This window comes from Mycolicibacterium gadium (assembly GCF_010728925.1).
Lineage (GTDB): Bacteria > Actinomycetota > Actinomycetes > Mycobacteriales > Mycobacteriaceae > Mycobacterium > Mycobacterium gadium.
This window is the reverse complement of the sequence record NZ_AP022608.1, coordinates 2950053-2969291: the sequence shown is the minus strand read 5'-3', so window position 1 is coordinate 2969291 and position 19239 is coordinate 2950053. Positions and strand designations below refer to the sequence as shown.

Below are 19239 nucleotides of genomic sequence, written 5' to 3'. Positions count from 1 at the left end.
CCGAGCAGACCGCTCACGCCGGACATGCCGGTACTGACCGCAAAGTCTGGACTGCCCTTGACTGCTCTACCCGACTACGAGCCGATCCCTCCTTATGCTGCGCCGCAACAGATCTCGCGCACCGTCCGATTCGGAATCTTCGACACCCACACATCCCCACCGTGCGGCCTTGCGCGGTTCGCCGCCGGTCTAACCGCCGCCTTGAGCATCGATGGATCCAGCGCCAGCCGGGTGGCTGACGGCTCGCTGCAGGGTCAGGTCGACGTCGCGATCCTGCAATACCAAGACGGCGCGACTCACGAGGTGGTCGACATCGTCGACGCCCTGCGCGTCCCCTCGATCGTCGTCATCCACACGGTTCCGAAAGCCCCTACTTCGCAGCAACGTTCGGTGCTCGAGGCGATCACCGCCGCCGCGGACCACGTGGTCGTGATGTCCGAAGCGGCGCGACAGCGGCTCAGTCTCATATATGCCGTCGATCGCCAAAAGGTCAGCATGATCCCGCACGGCGCCACCTTGCCGACCGCCCCCCGGGTCAAGCGCCCGAGTAGACCCACCATCCTGACGTGGGGACTCCTGGGTCCGGGTAAGGGCATCGAAAGGGTCATCGACGCCATGCCTTCGCTGAGCGATGTCCCCGGCCGGCCGCGTTATGTCATCGTCGGCCCCATGGATCCCGGCATCCCGCAGACCGAAGCCGAGGCATACCGGGCCGCGCGCATCGAGCAGGCCAGGCGGCTGGGTGTGGCCGATTCGGTGTCGTTCGACCCGCGCTATTACGACAAGTCGAGCCTGGCCGAACTGATTCAGCAGGCCTCGGTGGTCGCGTTGCCCTACGACTCCACGGAACAGGTGAGCTCGGGCGTGCTGGTCGACGCGGTCGCGAATGGCAGACCCATTGTGGCGACGGCATTTCCGCATGCGATCGAGCTGCTGAGCAGCGGGGCGGGCATCGTCGTGGACCACAACGACGGCGTGGCACTCGCGGCGGCGCTGCGACAGATCATCACGCAGCCGCGGCTCGCCGGTGCCATGGCGGCCGAGGTTCGGCAACGGGCGCCGGAGGTGGCGTGGCCGGTGGTCGCCGCCGCCTACCTGAAATTGGCGCTACGACTCACCGCCGGAACACCCGTGTTGGCCTGACCGTCCATCACGTTGCGGCGCGGGCCTCGCGCATCGCGTGCGGATAGGCGTCGTCGCGATGCTGGAACGACAGAATCGCGGGGTTGAGGACGACACCGTCGCGGATTTCGATCGCGCGAGCGATCGTCGCAGACTCCTCCCACGCCGCCGGCCCTGCCAGCAGCGCGTCGAGGTGAGGCAACAACGCCTCGCTGATCTCCCAGGTCGCCGAGTTCCACAGATATGACGGGCTGTGGTCGACGGCGTAATAGTGGACGCGGTTCGCCACCTCGATCATCGGCTCGGTGAACGACGTGGGCTGTGCCCAGCTGAAGCCCATGCCCACATCGCACGAGACGTCGACGATCAGACTGCCCGCAGTGAAGGAAGCCAGGTCCTCCTCGGTGACAAAGACGAGCGGGGCCCCGGGGTCCTGGAGGACACAGTTGACGACGATGTCGTTGTCGGCGAGCAGTTCGACCACCGGAATGACCCCTTCCGGCGTGTCCGCCAGAATCTTTGCGGGTGCGTCCGGATCGGGGACCATCTGGATGATCTGGGTGGAGTGGATCGGCGATCCGACGGCGGCGACGTCGCGGTTGGTCAGCACGCGCACGTCGTCGACACCGTGGGAGTTCAGCGCGGTGACGGCGCCGCGGGCGGTGGCGCCGAATCCGATGACGGTCGCGCGCAGCCGTCGGCCGTAAATGCCGGTGACCCCTACGGATTGCATCGCGTGCAGGACCGAACAGTAGCCCGCCAGCTCGTTGTTCTTGTGGAAGACGTGCAGCCCGAAGCCGCCGTCGGATTGCCAGTGATTCATCGCCTCGAAGGCGATCAGCGTCAACCGCGAATCGATGGCGATCTGAGTCAGCTCGGCGTCCTGCACACAGTGCGGCCAGCCCCAAACAACTTGGTCCGTACGGAATTCGGCGAGGTCTTGTGCCTGAACTTTGGGCAGCAGAATGACGTCGCAATCGGCGATCAGTTGCTCGCGGGGTGCCATCCCGCCGACGAGAGCGCCCAGGTCGTCGTCCGTGGCACCGAAATCGGAGCCATAGCCATCTTCGAGAAAGATGCGCTGCGCCAGCGGGCGATCTATCCGGTCGAAATGTGCCGGGTGTATCGGCAATCGGCGCTCGTTCGGTTTACGCGAGCGAGCGAAAATGCCAAGCGAAAGCGGTTGGCCTTCAGCGCTTCTTGTCATGGAACAGGGCCTCGGCAGACGTGGCCTTGGCCGCCGCCTTCTGGTGCTTCGCCGCGCGTTTCTCCTTCAGCGACTTTCCGGACTTCTTCGTCATGGCTTGTCGAGGAGATTTATCAGACATCGATGGCCCCTTGATCGTGGGGGCCTGAATGGTCCCGATCTCCCTGACCCTACCCCTTGAACGGCGCGATTACCCGGCCTCTCGACGGGTAGGCTGTCAGTAGCCGACGCGCAACCGTCGTCCTTTTCCGTCACGACCGCTCGTCCGCTTTATCTTCGGGTTCGCTCAGGAGCCCAGACCTGACTCACCGCCGGCTCCACGGGGACTTTCTAATGGCCATTGCCGATGTTGCCGCGTTCGCGCACCTGAGCGACGCGGATGTCGAGGCGCTCGGTCGCGAGCTCGACGCCATCCGCAGCGACGTCGAGGAGTCCCTTGGCGAGCGCGACGCGGCCTACATCCGGCGCACCATCAAATTCCAACGGACGCTGGACGTCGCCGCTCGCCTGATCATCGCGTGCTCGCGGTCGAGGGCGGGCTGGCTGCTGGGCACTGCATCGCTGGCCTTCGCGAAGAGCGTCGAGAACATGGAGATCGCCCACAACGTCGGCCATGGTCAATGGGATTGGATGAACGACCCGGAGATCCACTCGAACACGTGGGAGTGGGACATGGTCGGCGTGTCGTCGCAGTGGAGGTACTCACACAACTACCGCCACCACGTGTTCAGCAACGTCGTCGGGGTGGACGACGACCTCGGCTTCGGCGTGATACGGATGACCCGAGACCAGCCTTGGAAACGCGAACATCTCGTGCAGCCACTTCGTAATCTGTTGTTGGCCAGCATCTTCGAGTGGGGGATCGGTCTCCACGGAATTCATTCTGAGCGCGATCGGCTGGCCCCGGATGTCGACAAGGTCGGTGCGGCCAGACGCGCGTTCGTCGGCAAGATCGCCCGCCAATCACTCAAGGACTACGTGTTCTTCCCGGCGTTGAGCCGGTCCCGCTGGCGCAGGACCCTTGCCGCCAACACGGTGGCCAATCTGCTGCGTAACCTGTGGGCGTACGTGGTGATCTTCTGCGGCCACTTTCCGGATGGCGCACAGAAATTCACCGCCGACGTACTGAACGAGGAAACCAGAGGCGAGTGGTACCTGCGGCAGATGCTGGGTGCCGCGAATTTCAGGGCCGGGCCGCTGCTTGCCTTCTCGAGCGGGAATCTGTGTTACCAGATCGAGCACCATCTGTTCCCCGACCTGCCCAGTAACCGCCTTGCACAGATCTCGGTGCGCGTGCAGGGACTGTGCCAAAAGTACGATTTGCCCTACACCACCGGATCCCTTGCGCGCCAGTATTTTCAGGTGCTGCGCACGATTCACACGCTGGCGCTTCCTGACCCCGCTGTATTCACGACTTCCAGTGGAGAGGACGCCGAAGGGATGACGACCTCGCCACGACCCGCGGGCCACCCTGTCGCCCCGCCGCTGTTCGGCTAGATGTGGCGATCCAGGATCAGTTGCTCGCCGCGATCGACGGTCGCCGCGGGACCGACGCCGCCGACCGGCTGTGCGAGGCGTGCGTAGTGCTCTTCGACGTGGATGCGGCGGCGATCTCGCTGGTGTTCGACGGCGCCAACAATGGAACCCTCGGCTGCAGCGGTGAGCCCGCGCGCACGTATGACGAGCTCCAGTTCCTCGTCGGCGAGGGTCCCTGCCTCGACTCGGTCACGCTTCGCGCGCCCGTCCTGGTGATCGACCTCGCGGATCCCGACGAAGGACGCTGGCCGCTGTACGGCCCCGCGATGCTCGATCTTCAGATCCGCGGGGTATTCGCGATGCCCGTCTTGGTCGCGGGCGAATACGTCGGCGCGCTCGACCTGTTCCGCATTCAGCCCGGCCAGCTGGACCGCGAGCAATTGTCGGGTGCCGTCGTCGCCGCAGAATTGGCAGGCGCTCCCGTGCTGGACCTCCTGGACGGAGACCTTTCCGCGGCCGCTTCCGACCCGCTCAGCAACGCCTGGGCGGAACTGAACTCACTCTCGCGCGCCGAAGTCAGTCAGGCGACCGGCATGCTGGTCGCCCAGCTCGACGTCGAGCCTGCCGAGGCGCTGGTCCGCCTGCGCGCGCACGCCTACGCCACGGGGCGCACCTCGACCGAGGTCGCCCGGGACATCCTGGAACGTCGACTGCGCCTCGAGGCCGACTGATGCATACCGAGGAAAGGACTGTGGCATGACCGAATCCTCCCGCGAGACCCGTGTCCTGGACGCGGTCGTATCCCTCGTCGACACCCTCCTGGAGGATTTCGACGTGGTAGATCTGCTGACCGAGCTGACCGAGCGCAGCGCCCAGCTGCTCGACGTCGAGGCCGCCGGCTTCCTGCTCGCCGACCCGCTCAACCAACTGCGACTGCTGGCCGCCACCACCGAGCAAGCCCGCGAACTGGAACTGTTCCAACTGCAGGCCGACGAGGGGCCGTGCGTCGAGTGCTATGCCAGCGGCCGACCCGTGTCGGTCGCCGATCTGACCGTCACGGCCGAGCGCTGGCCCCGGTTCGTCCCGGCCGCGCTCGATGCCGGCTTCGCCTCCGTGCATGCCGTCCCGATGCGTGCGGCCGGCATCGTGCTCGGCGCACTCGGGCTTTTCGGCGCCGCCCCCGGCGAACTCAACGACGCGGACCGGCTCGTCGCGCAGACGCTCGCGCATATCGCCTGCGTCGCGATCCTGCAGGAGCATGCGCCGACTCCTGCCACCGTCATGCCGCAGTTGCGCTCGGCGCTGGCCAGCCGAGTCATCGTCGAACAGGCCAAGGGGCTGCTGCGCGAAAGCCTTGACGTCTCCATCGAAGACGCTTTCATCCTGCTGCGGTCCTACTCCCGCGCCAACGGCGAGCACATGACCGAGGTCGCCAGGAGACTGATGGCCGACCGGAACGCGCGTCTGGTTCTGGTCTCCGCCATAGCCGAATTCGCAACGCCGCCAAACTGATTCACTCGCGCTGGCGGGCCTTGGCGCGTCGTACCGCTTCTTCGACCAGCCGCTCCGCCACGACGTGGAGCTTCACGTTTTCGGTCTGGCTCATCCGCACGAGCCGATCGAACGCCACCTGGGGGCCGACCCCCGAGCGGGCGCGGATGATTCCGATCGCCTGGTCGATCGTCGCGCGGGTGCCCAGCGCGCTCTGCAACTGCCTGGTGCGGGCCTGGGCGTGGTCGAGCAGCTGGGCATTGTGGACCGACACCGCCGCCGGTCCGGCGAACTGCGAACCCAACTCCACGGCGTGGTCGCCGAAGGCATCGCGGCTTCGGGCATAGGTGTTGATCGCGCCGACCAGTTGATCGCCGACCATCATCGGCAACGCGAGCGCGGAATGCACACCCATCCGCGCCACGCGTCCGCCGAAATGCGGCCACCGGCTGTCACTTCCCAGCGACCCGCTGACCGTGGGCCGGCGTGTGTGCATACACGTGACGCACGGCCCCTCCTTGATTTCGGCGTACTGCAGCCTGTCGATGTCTTCGACGAACGGCACGGTGACCGCCCACTCTCTGACGGACGTGGTCTCCCCGCAGATATCGATCAGGGTGACGCCTGCGCCGTCGACACCGGGAATGGCACGAGCTGCGAACTCTGCCACGTCACGCAGGAGGTCGGTGACCCCGCGCCCCCCGGCCACCAGTCCCGCCACGCCGCGCAGGCCGGCAGACAGGTCCACGTCGTCCGCTTCGCGCTGGGCGGCAGACAGATCAGGCTCCGGAGCCGAGGATCGGCCGGGCTGGGCATCGTAATCAGCCATGTGGTTAACGAATGTACGCGCCGCCGCGGGGGTATTTAACCCATCCCGTCAGTCCACGAGTGACAGCGCGTGTGCGCGACGCAACTTGCCCGACGGCGTCTTCGGAATCATCCCGGGTTCGAGTACCACGACGTTCCGTGGGCGTACATCTACCTCGGCGAACACCTCGTGGGCGACCTGTCGCTCGACCCGGCGCACCTGCTTGGGATCGCCGAAATCCTTGCACTCCACCGCGACGGCGAAGGTCTCGCGCGACAGCCCCGCGTCGAGGCGGACCGCGACGGCGCAGCCGGGCCGCACGCCGTTGACGCGGCTGGCCGCACGCTCGATGTCGGTCGGATAGATGTTGCGCCCGGCCATGATGATCACGTCCTTGATGCGCCCACACACGACTACCTCACCGGTCTCGGTGAGATAACCCAGATCGCCGGTGTCGTACCAGCCGCGCTCGTCCTGGGCCGGGATGAATCCGGCCACCGTGGTGTAACCCCTGGTCACCGGCTCGCCGCGGACCTCGATGACACCGACGCCACGTGGCGCCAGCACGCTGCCGTCTTCGTCGACGATGCGGACCTCCAGGCCCTCCAGCGGCTTGCCGAGCGATACCAGCCGTCGGGTGTTCCCCCTGGTCGCCGGGACAGCGCGGTGCAGGACCGAGAGCAGATCCGCGTCGATCTCGTCGACGACCATGCCGCCGCCGCACTCGGAGAAGGAGACGGCCACCGTGGTCTCGGCCATCCCGTACGCGGGGATGATGGCCTCGGGCTTGAGCCCGAACGGTGCGCCCGCATCGCACAGATCCTCGACGTCGAGTGGGTCGACCTGCTCGGCGCCGGACAGCGCCCAGCGCAGCGAGGACAGATCGAATTCGCCGGGCGTGGCCTGCCTGCGCAACCGCTTGGCGAACAGGTTGTAGGCGAAGTTCGGTGCGGCGGTCATCGTGCCCTTGTACTTGTCAATGAGCTTGGCCCACAACAACGTATCGCTGAGAAAGTCCATCGGCGTCACCTTTACCAGCTCGGCTCCGATGTACATCGGCACCGTCAGGTACCCCGTCATGCCCATGTCGTGGAAGCACGGCAGCCAGCTCACGATCACATCCGTGTCGAGATCGAAGTCGCAGCCCACGACCATCGCCTCGGCATTGGCGACGATGTTGGCGTGGGTGATCTGGACGGCCTTCGGCGAGCCCGTCGAGCCCGACGTCAGCTGCATCAGGGCCACATCGTGGTCGAAGGTCTCCAACGGCTCGATGGGATCGTTGGCCAGCAGCGATTCGATCGTCACCACCGTCATTCCGAGTCCCTCGAGCACCGGCGCCGCGGCCATGAACGGGTCGGAGATGACGACGGCCTTCGCGGAGATCATCTCGATCACGGCGGTGGTCTCCTCGGCCCATCGCACCAGGTCGGTGCGGGGAGTGGGCTGGTGAACCATGGTCGCGCTGGCACCGCGCATCCAGATGCCCTGAGCGGTCGGCGCGATCTCGACCGGGGCGCCGGCGAGAACGGCGACGGCGTCACCAGGCCCGATGCCCGCTTTCGCCAGGCCACCTGCCACTCGGCGGGCCCGTTCGTGCACCTGAGCCCAGGTATGGCGCACAGGCGCGCTGGGCTCCCCGGTGACCATGCCCTTGCGACTGGTCTGCGCGTTGCTGTACATCGTCTCGGTGAATCGGCTCACGACAATCCCTTTGGCCTTGGCGCGCAACGACGCCGCGAATTGGCTGTATTGGTAGACCTGGCGCGAAATTGCTGATGCGCCAGGTGATGTGGAAGCCGCTGGGGTTCGGCCGTCGTCCAGCCCGGTGCCGGGCCGACGATGACTGTGGAGGTGCGTGTCTCCTCTGTGTTCACCCCAGATGGGTCACCGCCCCGGTCGGAGCGGCGTGTAGTCCATGTCGGACGCACTGACTGTACAGACTCGACCGTTGCCGGACACCCTTGCGCGCCGACACCGCCCCAAGTCGTTATCAACTTTGTACCTGCGGGCAAAAGAGCCCCCCAGCCCGAGAATGCGTACCCGTGAAAATTTGGCTGACGTCGGGGTCAGGGACCCGATTGGCGGGGAGGCGAAGTCGCCGCCGAGACGTTTCCGTGTGGCTGGGGTATCAACCGGCTCACACTTTACCGTGTCACTGGTCAGCTCTGCTGGGCCGACCTCGTCTAGTCACCCGGGCGAGTATCGACGGCTTGGCCGCCGGTGGCCGGCGGGACACGTACGGCCACGGGTTGTTGCGCTCCGGCACGGCGGCGGTCCGGGTTTCCTTGAGTTGCGTGCGAAGGTGGCGGCGCAGGTCGTCGAGATCGGGGTCGTCCCACCGGTTGACGGCCTCGGTCGGGTCGACGGTCAGGTCGTAGAGCTCCCACTGATCATCCAGCGGTGACGTCCGATACGCCTCTCCGCCAAGCCCGTTGGCGGCGAGGTGTCGTACCCCGGGCTCTGTCCAGGTCGCCGGATCGTCGAACGTGCGCACCAGCTTCCACAGGTGTTCGTCGACTCGCACGACCAGTCCTTCGAAGTTGGATCCGACATGCGCTGGTATCTGAATGCGTAATGGCATAGGGGGATTGACCGTAAGCTTCAATTGACGCGCCACACCCGACGCGCCGGTGTCGCCCTCGAGCATGTTGTCGCGCGTCATCAAGTACACCGGACGTGACTCGTCGGCAGGCGCACCGTCGACGACAGGCATCAGATCGCGGCCCGGCAGGTCGTGCACCTCGGAGAACGAATCACGCAGCGCCGCCGCCACCGCCGCGATGTCGATACCCGCCGCACCCAACAGCGTCGGCACCAGATCGACGTGCGACGTCGGCGCCGTCACCGTGCGGGCGGACGTCGCGGCCGCTCCGGTGCGCGCGACGACGAACGGAACTCGGGTGGCCTCGTCGTACAGGTTGAACCATTTCTGATGCAGGCCGCCGTGTGCACCCAGCAGATCACCGTGGTCGGAGGTGCGCACCAGCACCGCGTTGGCCGAGCCGTCGGTGACCATTCGACGCACCCGGTCGATAGGCCCGTCGACCTCGGCATGCAATCGGTAGTAGAGGTCGCGATAGCGCTGGCCGTTGCGGTTGTACGTCCGGTCCACCGCGGGCGCCACGCCGTAGCCGGTGTAGTACGCCTCGCGGAACGCGATCTGGGCGGCCGGCTTGGTCGACAGGTCCTCGTCCGCGGTCGGAGCGGCGGGCACGTGCGGCGGATCCAGCGGCGACGGCCGCAGCGGACTCCTGCGCGACCACGCCGGGAACAGAACGATGTCATGGGGATTCACGAAGCTGGCCACCAGTAGGAACGGTGTCAGCGCGTCCGCGTCACCAGCGCGGCGCCGCGCATACCGGTCGTCGAGCCAGGCGACGACGCGGTCGGCGATCAACCCGTCGCGCCGAACTCCGGCGTTCGCCAGCAGCGCGCCGTGCGGTTCGGGGCCCACCCAGCCCGAAAACCCGAACGGTGCAAGGGGATCGGCGTCGAGGTAGGCCTGCACCGCGTCGTGGTCGACCACACCGTCGTCGTCGTTGGTCGCCAGCGGCTTGCCGGTGGCCGGATCGGTGAGATCCGCGTGGGTGATGTGCCATTTGCCGTCGTAATGGGTGTCGTATCCGGCGGCGCGAAACCAATTTCCGAGCGTGGGCACCTCGCCCTGACGTAGCCAGCGCATGCGGGAGTCGTTGTACACCTTGCCGATGCCGTCGGTCTGCGTGACGCCGTGCAGGTCGGGGTACTGGCCGGTGAAAATCGTTGGGCGACTTGGCACGCAGGCCAGCGAGCCGGTGTAGTGGCGGCCGAAGCTGACCCCGTGCTCGTCGAACCACTTGCGGCCGGCCAACGTGTGGTCACGCCAGGCGAGCACCTCGGGTGACTCGTAGGGCGGTATCGCGCGTTCCTCGTCGGTCATCAGGATGACGATGTCGGGACGCTCAGACAGCTCAGACACGAGTGTTCTCCAATCGCTTGGTAAGCCCATCGAGCAGGCCGTCGGACTCTCGGGTCATCAGACGGCACATGGCGCGTTCGGCGAGCTCCCGTATTCGGCCGGAACCGATCTCGACGGTGCTTGTCAGGGTGACGACGGTCGATTGCCCCGACGGCCGCAGCGTCCAGCGGTTGTTGACCCGCTCGAGCTGCTTGGGCAGGCCCTCGATGTCGTAGGCGAGCGCGTGAGGCGGGTCGAACTCGACGATGCGCTCGACAAGGGTCTGACGGCCCAGCTGAACCCGTCGCGTCGTGCCGATGGGACCGTCTGCGCCGTGCACCAGGATGCAGGAATGGTCGACGCGGTCGACCCACGTACTCAGCGCGCCGAAATTCGCAAGAAGGTCCCAGACGTCCTGCGGGGCAGCTGCGATGGTGCGCGAGCGGTCGATCCGGGCCACCGCCCCACGCTACGCGTTTCGGCTCGCCCGGTCCGCGCAAGTGCCACGATGGGAGCATGTCCGACGACGCAATGGCCGAAGAACGCGAATTCAACAAGCGCAACATCGACGAGTTCCGCCGCAACGGTGGAAAGGTCGGCGGGCAGTTCGAAGGCTTTCCGCTGCTGATTCTGACCTCCTCGGGTGCCAAGAGCGGCGCTGAGCGGGTCAATCTCATCGCCTACTTCGACATCGACGACAAGATCTACGTCGTCGGTTCCGCGGCGGGCCGCGAGGAGAGTCCGGCCTGGGTGTTCAACCTGCGCGCCCACCCGCACGTCCAGGTCGAGATCGGCGCGGAACCCAAACGCCCGGTCGTCGCCCGAGAGCTGACGCGGGAGGACCGCGACCGCATCTACCAGACCGTCGTGGAGCGGGCGCCGGGGTTCGCCGAGTACGAAAAGCGGACCGACCGCGTGATCCCCGTCTTCGAGCTGGTGCGCGACAACTAGTTCTCGTCAGGCGCGGAGTCGCTGTGCCAGACCGGACGCTCGGACCGCGCGCCGCTGCACCGCGGCGCGCACCGAATCCTCCGAACCGATGACGCGGATCTTCTCCTTGGCCCGTGTCACCGCCGTGTAGAACAGCTCGCGGGTCAGCAGCCGCGAATCCTCGGGCGGCATCAGCACGGTCACCTCGTCGGCCTGGCTGCCCTGCGACTTGTGGATCGTCATGGCGTGCATGGTCTCGACATCGGAGAGCCGGCTGGTCGCGAACTCCACCTCATCGGAGCCCGCGATGGCCACCCGCATCGCGCCGTCGCGCAGCAGCGTCACGCCGGCGTCACCGTTGTAGAGGCCCAGTCCGTAGTCGTTGGCCGTCACCAGTACCGGACGTCCCGGATACCACTCCGACCAGATCGGGTCGCCGGTGATCTCCGCCAGCCATCGCTCGATCTGGTGGTTCCAGTACCGCACGCCATAAGGGCCCCGGCGATGCGCGCACAACAGCCGATGCTCGTCGAGTGATGCCAAGGCTGCTTTCCGATTGTCGAGCACGGCTGCCTGACGCAGCGCATTCGCCTGCGGCAGAACGACTCTGCGCAGATGGTTGGCGGGTTCTTCGGTGTCGATCCACTCGATGTGCTCGCCACCCGCGCGCAGCACCGCGATGACCTGATCGGCCTCGCCGGTCCGGATGGCCGACGCCAACTTGCCGATCGATTCGCCGAACCGGTGCGATGTCGTCAACTCGGCGATGCGAGCACCGCCGAGTCCGTCGACGAGATCCGCGAGCACCGCACCCGCCTCCACCGACGCCAACTGGTCCGGATCGCCGACCAGGATCAAACGCGCGTCGGGACGGACCGCCTCGAGCAACCGCGCCATCATCGTCATCGACACCATGGACGTCTCGTCGACAACGATCACGTCATGAGGCAACCGGTTGGCGCGGTTGTGCCGGAACCTCGCCGAGGTGTCCGGCTTGCTGCCGAGCAGGCGATGCAACGTCGTCGAATGCAGACCCGACAGCGCCTCCCGGTCCGCGGCATCCTCCAGCTTGTCGACCTGCAGTTGAACCGCTTCCTGCAGTCGGGCCGCCGCCTTGCCAGTCGGTGCCGCCAGCGCGATCCGCAACTGTGTCCCGCTGGCCAGCAGCGCGAGCAGTCGCGCCACCGTCGTCGTCTTGCCTGTGCCCGGGCCGCCGGTGAGCACCGTCAACCCCTGTGCCAGAGCCACTTCCGCGGCGGCGCGCTGCTCCTCGAAACCCTTCGGGAAGAGGCGGTCGATGTCGGTGGTGGCCTTCGCCGGTTTGGTGGCGATCAGGGTGAGGATGTCGTCGCATACCTGCTGCTCTTCGAGCCAGTACCGGTCGAGGTAAAGCAGGTCGCCTTCGACCCGGAGCACCGGTGGCTGCCCGCTCAGCGGACTCTCCCGGATCGCCGCCAGCCACGCGTCGACAGCAGGCCACGGCAGTCCCTCGACGCCGACCTGCTCCTCGACCGAACGCACATCGAGGCACACCGATCCGTTCCGCAGCGCGCGCACCACCAGCGCCACGGCAAGGGTCACCACGTCGTCGGTCTCGGACGCCATCGCGCTGAGGCGTTGTGCCACATGCACATCCGATGCATCGATGATCTCGGCATCGGAGAAGGTCTGCAAGAGTCCGGTCGCGCTGACCGCCCGTCGCCACTCGAGGCTCGTCATGCGACCACCCTGCCCGCGTCGAGGAGGTCGGACATCGCGGTGATGAGTGACGTGGGCGGTTGCCAGCTGAACACCCCCGCCGGGTGTCCGTCGACCACCGGGGTGCCCGGTCCGCACATGCCGCGCAGGAACAGATACAGCACCCCGCCCAGATGTGTGTCCGGCAGGTACCCCGGCAACCGCCATCGCAAGAACCTGTGCAGCACAACGCTGTACAGCAGGGCCTGCAACGGGTAATCGGAATGCAGCATCGCCTCGGTCAGCCTGGGGCGCGAGTAGTCCGCGGCGGTGAGCGGATGCTGATTCCGGTCGCCCAGCCAGTTGGTCTTGTAGTCGACGACGATGTACCGCTCACCGATCCGTAGCACCGCGTCGACCGAACCCGACAGATAGCCCTTGAGGGACTGCCCGCCCAGTGTCGCCCCCGTCAGCCGGCCCGCGTACGGCGCGAGTGGATCGTCGGTGGCGAGGTGTCGCCCCACGAGCTCGCCGACGTCGGCGAGCCGGATCTCCGGTGCGGATCCCCGCAGATCCCCTCCGGCAAGCGGGAACTCGAAGTCCATCTCCCGCATCCGGTCGTGCAGACCGATCTGTCGCAGCGTCTGGCCGGCGGCGAGCGGACCCAGCGGAGTGTCGTGCATGGGCAGCATCGCGGCGGCCAGGTCGGCCGCCGCGACGTCGACCGGCCACCAGAGCGCGTGTTCGCGGATCTGCGCCTCCAACTCCGCGGCGAGATCGGGCGCGAACGGATCCGCGGTCTCCAGCACGGCGTGCACCAGGGTGCCGAACTTCGCGCCGCTCGGCAGGTCAGCCATCGGCGACGGCACATCCGTCCCCACCGCGGCGGTCACCAGGGGGATCTCGGCGGCCTCGTCGTCCAGCTCGACCACCTCGGGTTCACTACTCACCGGCGTCGACTCGCTCGCCCGGATCAGGCCGGAGTAGGAGGTGCGCCGCCACGCGGTGTCGATCGTCCGGTGAAAGTGCCGGGCGTCGAGGTCATCTCGTGGCTGGTCGCCGGGCAACGTGGGCGCTGATCGCACCACCGACTCCTCGATCACGAGTCCGCCCGCCGCTTCCCATTCCGCGAAGCGGGCCATGGCGTCGTCGTCGGAGATCTTCTCAGGAGTACACCTGTCCGGCACCAAAGCCTCACCCGGTCGACGATCCCGAAGCATCCGGGACAATCCTCCGTTGGGTTCGTCGCGCGACGGCGCCCACCACGCGACCACCTGAGCCTGCGCCCGTGTCATTGCCACATAGGTCAGTCGACTGTCGTCGCTGGCGTCTTCCTTGACGCCCGCTCGGGAAGCGGCGTTGAAATCTGGACTGTCGCTTCCTCCGATGTGTAGGCAGCGCACATCGCCGTCGTGAAACAGGACGATCTCGGGCTTCCTCAGGTACCGATTGAACGAGAACGGCAAGTAGACCACTGGAAACTGCAGACCCTTGGCCACCCACACCGTCATGATCTGCACCGCCGCGGCGTCGTTGTCCAGTCGGCGGGCGCGTTCGGCCGCACCGGTGCGATCCTCCCGCTGCGCGCGCAACCAGTCCCGTAGGGCCGGGAGCGCGAAGTGCTCGCGATGGGCGGCTTCCTGCAACAGCTGCGTCATGTGTGCGAGATCGGTCATCATCCTGTCGCCGTTCTGCCACGACAACACCCGGTCGTCCATACCGTTGAGCTGGGCGGCTTCGAAGATCGCCGAAACGCCGCGTTCACGCGCATGACTTGCCCACTCCCGCAACGTCTCCGCGATGCGGTCGGTCAAGCGGTCGCCGCCCTCGACGAGCGATTCGGCCGTTTCGCCGAAGAACATCGTCGCCGCGGCGGCTCGGACGATGCCGGGGCGGTGCGGCTGGTCGAACGCCTCCAGCAGGCACAGCCAGTCGTCGGCGGCCGGGGAGTTGAAGATGTCCGAGTCACCCGTGTACACGGCGGGGATGCTGGCCTCGCACAGCGCTTCGAAGCAGTAGCGCGCATCCTTGTGCGTTTCGACGATCACCGCGACGTCGCCCGCCCCGACAGGCTCACCGTCGAAGGTGGCGCCGTTCGTCAGCAGTCCGCCGATGTCGGCGGCGAGATCGGCGGCGATGTGCGCTCGGAACGTGTCGATGGGCACGTTCTGTACACCCCTGCGTTTGAACGTCTCTCGTCGCACCACGCGCAGCCGGAACGGATCACCGGCACCGACCAACCGTGAACCGACATGATGCGCGTCTACGTCGTGCACGATGATGCGTCGGTCGCCGAGTTCGGCACCGCCGAGCAGCACCCGCAGGCGGTCGACCAGATCGGCATCGCTGCGCCAGTTGGTGCCGAGCGTCATCCGCTTCCCTGCCGTCTCCGACGCTTTGAGATAGGTGACGATGTCGCCGCCGCGGAACGCGTAGATGGCCTGCTTGGGATCGCCGATCAGGATGATCGTGGAGCGGCCGGTGAACGCGCGGTGGATGACCTTCCATTGCACGGGGTCGGTGTCCTGGAACTCGTCGACCATCACGATCGGCCACCGGCGGTGCATTCGCAACTGGGCCGGCGAGTCCTCGGCGTCCAGCGCATCGGCCAGCCGGCTCAGCAGATCGTCGTAGCCGAGAATGCCCCGACGCCGTTTACGGGTTTCCAGTTCGGCGAGAACGTCTTTGGCGAAGCTCAGGCAGATCGCCGAACGCGAATCGGGCGCTGGATCGGACGGTCGCAGCTCGGTCGCGGGATGGTTGACCACCTCCCGGGCCAGACGCAGCGCGTCGGCGTGGGTGAGCAGCGGATCCTCGCGTTCGAGGCCGAAGTGGCGCAAATAGAGATCGTCGACGATCTCGGCGACCAGCTCGTCGAGACTCTCGACCAGCGTGACCCCGGCGTCGGTGTCGCCGGCCACCCCGAGCGAGCGAAGCACCATCTGGCAGAACTGATGTGTGGTGGCGATGGTCGCGGCATCGAAGGATGCCAAGGCGTCGCGAAGACGCTCTCGACGCAGACGCTTCTCGTCGTCGCTGCCGGACAGCAGATGGGCGATCACCTGGTTGTCGCCGACCAACGACTCGTCGTCGAAAGCTGCTACAGCGGCGAAGATCTGGCGACGCACACGGTCACGCAACTCCTGCGTGGCCGCCCGCCCGAACGTGATCAGCAACATCTGGTCCAGCGTCGCGATACCCTCCGCGATGTACCGGGTGACCAGACCCGCCAACGCGAACGTCTTGCCCGTGCCCGCGCTTGCCTCCAGTACCGTCGTGGAATTCGCCGCCGGCAGCGGGCCGAGTAGGTCGAAGTCCTGCATCACGCGTCCATCGCCTTCAGCATCGGCAGCCACAGTCTGCGCGAAGCACCGTCGAGACCCTTGTCGATGAGGTCCTCGAGCCACGTGTTCCTGCCCCAGGCCTGGATGTGCGCCGGTTCCTGATCCTCGCCCGGATAGTTGTTGGTTTTCCACCGGTACAGCGCAGCCTGATGCGGATCAGTCTGACCGTGAACGGCATCCGCCCACGCGAACGAGGTCTTGACGGGCAACGGCAGCGGTGCGCGACGGCCCTCGTCGTACATCGCGACCAGATCGGCCAGCAGTTCATCGGCGGCGTCCGCAGGCCTGCGCAGCAACTCCGTCCGTGGACTGTCCCCCCGCTTGGGCCGGCCGATGCAGACGGCCGCCCAGTCGCGCTTGGAATCGTGGGAGATCAATGCCAGCAACGGAATCCACGACTGCATCAGGTGGTTACCGCCCAGCCTGGAGTACGTCACCGACACCAGGCGTTCCCCGAAGACGGGCGAGACCGTACCGACCAACCGCCGTCCGGATCCGAGATCGATGTCGACGTCGATGGCGTTGGCCTCAGCCGTGCGGTACCCGCGGGCTTCGGCGGCCAGTCGGACAGCCCGGTCGCGAACCTCCTTGGCCTTGCGCCACCCCAGCTGACCCGGCGGCAGGGTGCCGCGCCGCCATTCCGCATCCAGTGCCCGGCCAGGCTCTTGGCCGCGCAACATGTCCTGCAGCATGCGGTCGCCCACCGTCCACTCCTCGAGGGCGTTGATGTCGACGGGCATCGCGTCCTCGACGCCGTCGACCTCCCAGGGCAGCGTGTAGTCCAGCGCGCGGAAGAACCCCTTGACCGGATCGCGGAAGAACGCAACGAGGTCGGCGAGGACGACATCGTCGGCCGGGGGAGCGGGCAGCAGACCGGAGATGAACAACGGCCGTTCGGCGCGCTCGCCTGCGCGGGCCAGTGCGGCACGTTTCACGGTGGAGTCGAAGGTGAAGGGCTCGCCGGGTATCAGCTTGCCGGGGATGACATTTCGAGTGTCGAACGGCTGCAGCGGATGTTTGACGACAACCTTGCGTTCCTTGGTCTCGGTGGTCAGGTCGAGGGTGTCGAGCAGTTCGGCGAGCGGGACCGCGGGCGGACGCTCCTGGCCGGAGTATTCGTTGGCGCCGGTATAGGTGATCACGAGCGATTCGGTCGCGGCGCCGATGGCGTCGAGCAGCAATTGCCTGTCCTCGGAACGGATATCGCGCTCGCCGGTCATCGGAGCGCGGGCCAGGACGTCGTCGCCGTCGACCACCCCGAGCCTGGGGAACACCCCGTCGTCGAGCCCGACCAGGCACACCACCCGGTGCGGTACGGACCGCATCGGCACCATCGTGCACACCGTCAGCGTGCCGGTGCGGAAGTTCGCGCGCGTCGGCCTGCCGGCCAGGTGGCGGTCGAGCAGCGCCTTGATGTCGGGGAGTCGCATGAGGCTGTCGGCGCGGGCGCCGGCGGTGGAGAGCACGTCGCCGAACTCGCGTTGCAGCTGGCTGGTCTGCCAGGCGTCATCGTCGCCGACCTCGGCGAGCAGATCGATGCTGTCGGCCAGTGACGACAGCCAGTCACTGAGTGGCCTTGCGCCGGTGAGCGATTCGACAGCGTGCTGCAGCCGGTCGACGTACTCGGCGAGCTGTCCGGCGAGCTCCACGCGGTTGCTGCTGACGTCGTCGAGCGGCAGCGTGGTGTCGATCCAGGCGTGTGAGTCGTCGGACATCGCGACACCGGCGAGGACGCGGTCGATGCCGAAGCGCCAGGTGTTCTGGATGAAGTCGACACCGTAGGGCTTGCGGTGGTCGGTGTCGAAGCCCCAGCGGATGTTCGCCTGGCGGACCCAGCGAGTGATGTCCTCGAGGTTGTCGTCGGTGAACCCGAAGCGGGCACGCACCGGCGCGGACTGGGCGAGGTTGAGTACTTCGCTCGCGGTCGCCCGCCCCCCGGCGAGGGTGAGCAACTGTGACGCGACGCCGAGCAGTGGGTTGGTCTGCACAAGCGACCGGTCGGCCAGTCGCACCCGCAGTTGGTGGGCGGGATGTACGCCCTTGATCATGTCGCCGAGGCCGAAGCCCGCGACGATCAGCGGCGCGTACGTCTCGATGTCCGGGCACATGACGAGGATGTCGCGTGGTTCGAGGGTCTCGTCGTCGGCGAGCAGGCCGAGCAGCACTTCGCGCAGGACATCGATCTGGCGGGCCGGACCGTGGCAGCTGTGTACCTGCACGGAGAGGTCGTCGGACTTCAGTGTGCGGCCCTGCGGGCGAACGGCGTTGGCGGTGATGTCGGATTGCAGCCAACCGAGCAGTGTTTCGGAATGGGTTGTCCCGCCCAGATATTCGTCGGTCTGCGGGTCGGCGGGCAGGCTCCGTTGCAGCTCGCGCAGATCGCGTCCGAGCGTCGCCAGCAGCGGGTGCTGGACCCTGCGGTGGGTGGTGTCCTCGCGGCGGCGGATGGCTCCGTGGTCGCCGGCGAGCGATGTCCACAGGTCGTCGCTGGGGTGCGGCAGCCACAGGTGCAGGTCGTGGTGGGTGGCCAGCGCTTCGAGCAGTTCGATCTCGGTGCTCGGCAACCGCGTATGGCCGAACAGCGATAGGCGCTGCGGCAGGTTGGTGGGGGATTCCCGCAGTGCGGCAAGGGTTTTGGCGTGATGGACATGTGGCGGGTCGGCGTCGATGCGGTTCACCAGGGCGCGCCAGAGGGGCGGCTGCCACAGCAGGTCGTCGTCGATGCCGCCGTCGGCACCGTTCTCCCAGTCGATGAGCAGGTGCGGACGTTGGCGGGCGTAGGACGCGAACAGTCCGGCGAGCCGTCGCGCGACCGAGTAGCGCCTGCCCTGCCGAAGTTCGCGTTCGTCACCAGCTTCGAAGTGGCCCAGGTGGGTCGACAGGGTCTTGCACCAGGGCTGATCGCAGCTTTCGTCGATGACGTCCAACAGCGGCCAGACCATCGCGTCGGGCCTCCACGGATCGTCGCGGTCGGTGCCGCTGATCTCGGCGATCAACGAGTAGGGGTTGCGGAACGCGATGCCTGCGCATACGCCGTCGGCGCCGGTGCCGCGACCGAGGACGTGCGAGAGCCGCTGGCTCAGCCAGCGTTCGACGCCCTTGGCGGGGACGATGACGACTTCCTCGGCGAACGGGTCGGGCAGGGGGTTCGAGAGCAGGGCGCCGAGACCGTCGGCCAGCAGATCGGTGCGCTCAGCACGGTGCAGATGCAGTGCCATCAGCGTCCACTCTAGGAGGCTCCGGA

General features: G+C 66.9%; 14 protein-coding genes. 5 read left to right on the top strand and 9 right to left on the bottom strand.

Annotation, left to right across the window (positions count from 1 at the left end; translation table 11 throughout):
* Positions 1-24 precede the first annotated feature (24 nt).
* The gene (locus tag G6N36_RS14510; RefSeq protein ID WP_163690688.1) at positions 25-1143 is read left to right on the top strand and encodes a glycosyltransferase; all 1119 of its coding nucleotides are present in this window, start codon (positions 25-27) and stop codon (positions 1141-1143) included.
* A gap of 7 nt (positions 1144-1150) precedes the next feature.
* Here G6N36_RS14510 and G6N36_RS14505 read toward each other — a convergent pair whose 3' ends face one another.
* Both G6N36_RS14505 and G6N36_RS29415 read right to left on the bottom strand, forming a co-directional pair.
* Positions 1151-2329 (bottom strand): N(5)-(carboxyethyl)ornithine synthase, encoded by a 1179-nt coding sequence (locus G6N36_RS14505; protein WP_163687094.1) that lies wholly within the window; start codon positions 2327-2329, stop codon positions 1151-1153.
* A complete protein-coding gene (locus G6N36_RS29415; protein WP_170311121.1) occupies positions 2313-2450 on the bottom strand; it encodes a hypothetical protein in 138 nt (45 codons plus the stop codon). The genes G6N36_RS14505 and G6N36_RS29415 overlap by 17 nt, the downstream gene beginning before the upstream one ends.
* A 212-nt stretch (positions 2451-2662) precedes the next feature.
* On the opposite strand from G6N36_RS29415, the gene G6N36_RS14500 reads away from it, so the two are divergent.
* The 3 genes from G6N36_RS14500 to G6N36_RS14490 are packed head-to-tail and all read left to right on the top strand — an operon-like array spanning position 2663 to position 5317.
* The gene (locus tag G6N36_RS14500) at positions 2663-3826 is read left to right on the top strand and encodes a fatty acid desaturase family protein (RefSeq protein ID WP_163687093.1); all 1164 of its coding nucleotides are present in this window, start codon (positions 2663-2665) and stop codon (positions 3824-3826) included.
* Between the two features lie 2 nt (positions 3827-3828).
* Entirely contained in the window at positions 3829-4536 is a 708-nt protein-coding gene (locus G6N36_RS14495; RefSeq protein ID WP_163687092.1) for a GAF and ANTAR domain-containing protein, read from the top strand.
* A 25-nt stretch (positions 4537-4561) separates the two neighbouring features.
* Positions 4562-5317: a GAF and ANTAR domain-containing protein gene (locus G6N36_RS14490; protein ID WP_163687091.1), complete on the top strand. Its 756-nt coding sequence runs from the start codon at positions 4562-4564 to the stop codon at positions 5315-5317.
* A 1-nt stretch (position 5318) separates the two neighbouring features.
* Here the strand turns inward: G6N36_RS14490 and G6N36_RS14485 are convergent, their stop codons facing one another.
* The 4 genes from G6N36_RS14485 to G6N36_RS14470 all read right to left on the bottom strand — a co-directional run bounded on the left by G6N36_RS14485 (position 5319) and on the right by G6N36_RS14470 (position 10504).
* Positions 5319-6125 (bottom strand): GAF and ANTAR domain-containing protein, encoded by an 807-nt coding sequence (locus G6N36_RS14485; protein WP_163687090.1) that lies wholly within the window; start codon positions 6123-6125, stop codon positions 5319-5321.
* 48 nt (positions 6126-6173) lie between these two features.
* Complete coding sequence (locus G6N36_RS14480; RefSeq protein WP_163687089.1) at positions 6174-7808, bottom strand: fatty acyl-AMP ligase; 1635 nt, start codon at positions 7806-7808, stop codon at positions 6174-6176.
* 451 nt (positions 7809-8259) lie between these two features.
* Positions 8260-10056, bottom strand: a complete 1797-nt coding sequence (locus G6N36_RS14475; protein ID WP_163690687.1) for a sulfatase-like hydrolase/transferase — start codon at positions 10054-10056, stop codon at positions 8260-8262.
* 1 nt (position 10057) lies between these two features.
* Positions 10058-10504, bottom strand: a complete 447-nt coding sequence (locus tag G6N36_RS14470; protein ID WP_163687088.1) for an SRPBCC family protein — start codon at positions 10502-10504, stop codon at positions 10058-10060.
* A gap of 56 nt (positions 10505-10560) precedes the next feature.
* On the opposite strand from G6N36_RS14470, the gene G6N36_RS14465 reads away from it, so the two are divergent.
* A complete protein-coding gene (locus tag G6N36_RS14465; RefSeq protein ID WP_163687087.1) occupies positions 10561-10995 on the top strand; it encodes a nitroreductase family deazaflavin-dependent oxidoreductase in 435 nt (144 codons plus the stop codon).
* Between the two features lie 6 nt (positions 10996-11001).
* Here G6N36_RS14465 and recD read toward each other — a convergent pair whose 3' ends face one another.
* Genes recD through recC form a run of 3 tightly spaced genes read right to left on the bottom strand, consistent with a single transcriptional unit; the run spans position 11002 to position 19213 of the window.
* Positions 11002-12693, bottom strand: a complete 1692-nt coding sequence (gene recD / locus G6N36_RS14460) for an exodeoxyribonuclease V subunit alpha (RefSeq protein WP_163687086.1) — start codon at positions 12691-12693, stop codon at positions 11002-11004.
* A complete protein-coding gene (gene recB, locus G6N36_RS29535) occupies positions 12690-15974 on the bottom strand; it encodes an exodeoxyribonuclease V subunit beta (protein ID WP_163687085.1) in 3285 nt (1094 codons plus the stop codon). The genes recD and recB overlap by 4 nt, the downstream gene beginning before the upstream one ends.
* Positions 15974-19213, bottom strand: coding sequence for an exodeoxyribonuclease V subunit gamma (gene recC, locus G6N36_RS14450; protein ID WP_163687084.1), 3240 nt, complete (start codon positions 19211-19213; stop codon positions 15974-15976). The genes recB and recC overlap by 1 nt, the downstream gene beginning before the upstream one ends.
* Positions 19214-19239 lie beyond the last annotated feature (26 nt).

Coding starts and splice junctions, on each gene's coding strand:
- G6N36_RS14490 (WP_163687091.1), top strand. CDS start 4,562: ATGACCGAATCCTCCCGCGAGACCCGTGTCCTGGACGCGGTCGTATCC.
- G6N36_RS14510 (WP_163690688.1), top strand. CDS start 25: ATGCCGGTACTGACCGCAAAGTCTGGACTGCCCTTGACTGCTCTACCC.
- G6N36_RS29415 (WP_170311121.1), bottom strand. CDS start 2,450: ATGTCTGATAAATCTCCTCGACAAGCCATGACGAAGAAGTCCGGAAAG.
- G6N36_RS14500 (WP_163687093.1), top strand. CDS start 2,663: ATGGCCATTGCCGATGTTGCCGCGTTCGCGCACCTGAGCGACGCGGAT.
- G6N36_RS14485 (WP_163687090.1), bottom strand. CDS start 6,125: ATGGCTGATTACGATGCCCAGCCCGGCCGATCCTCGGCTCCGGAGCCT.
- G6N36_RS14505 (WP_163687094.1), bottom strand. CDS start 2,329: ATGACAAGAAGCGCTGAAGGCCAACCGCTTTCGCTTGGCATTTTCGCT.
- recD (WP_163687086.1), bottom strand. CDS start 12,693: ATGACGAGCCTCGAGTGGCGACGGGCGGTCAGCGCGACCGGACTCTTG.
- recC (WP_163687084.1), bottom strand. CDS start 19,213: ATGGCACTGCATCTGCACCGTGCTGAGCGCACCGATCTGCTGGCCGAC.
- recB (WP_163687085.1), bottom strand. CDS start 15,974: ATGCAGGACTTCGACCTACTCGGCCCGCTGCCGGCGGCGAATTCCACG.
- G6N36_RS14465 (WP_163687087.1), top strand. CDS start 10,561: ATGTCCGACGACGCAATGGCCGAAGAACGCGAATTCAACAAGCGCAAC.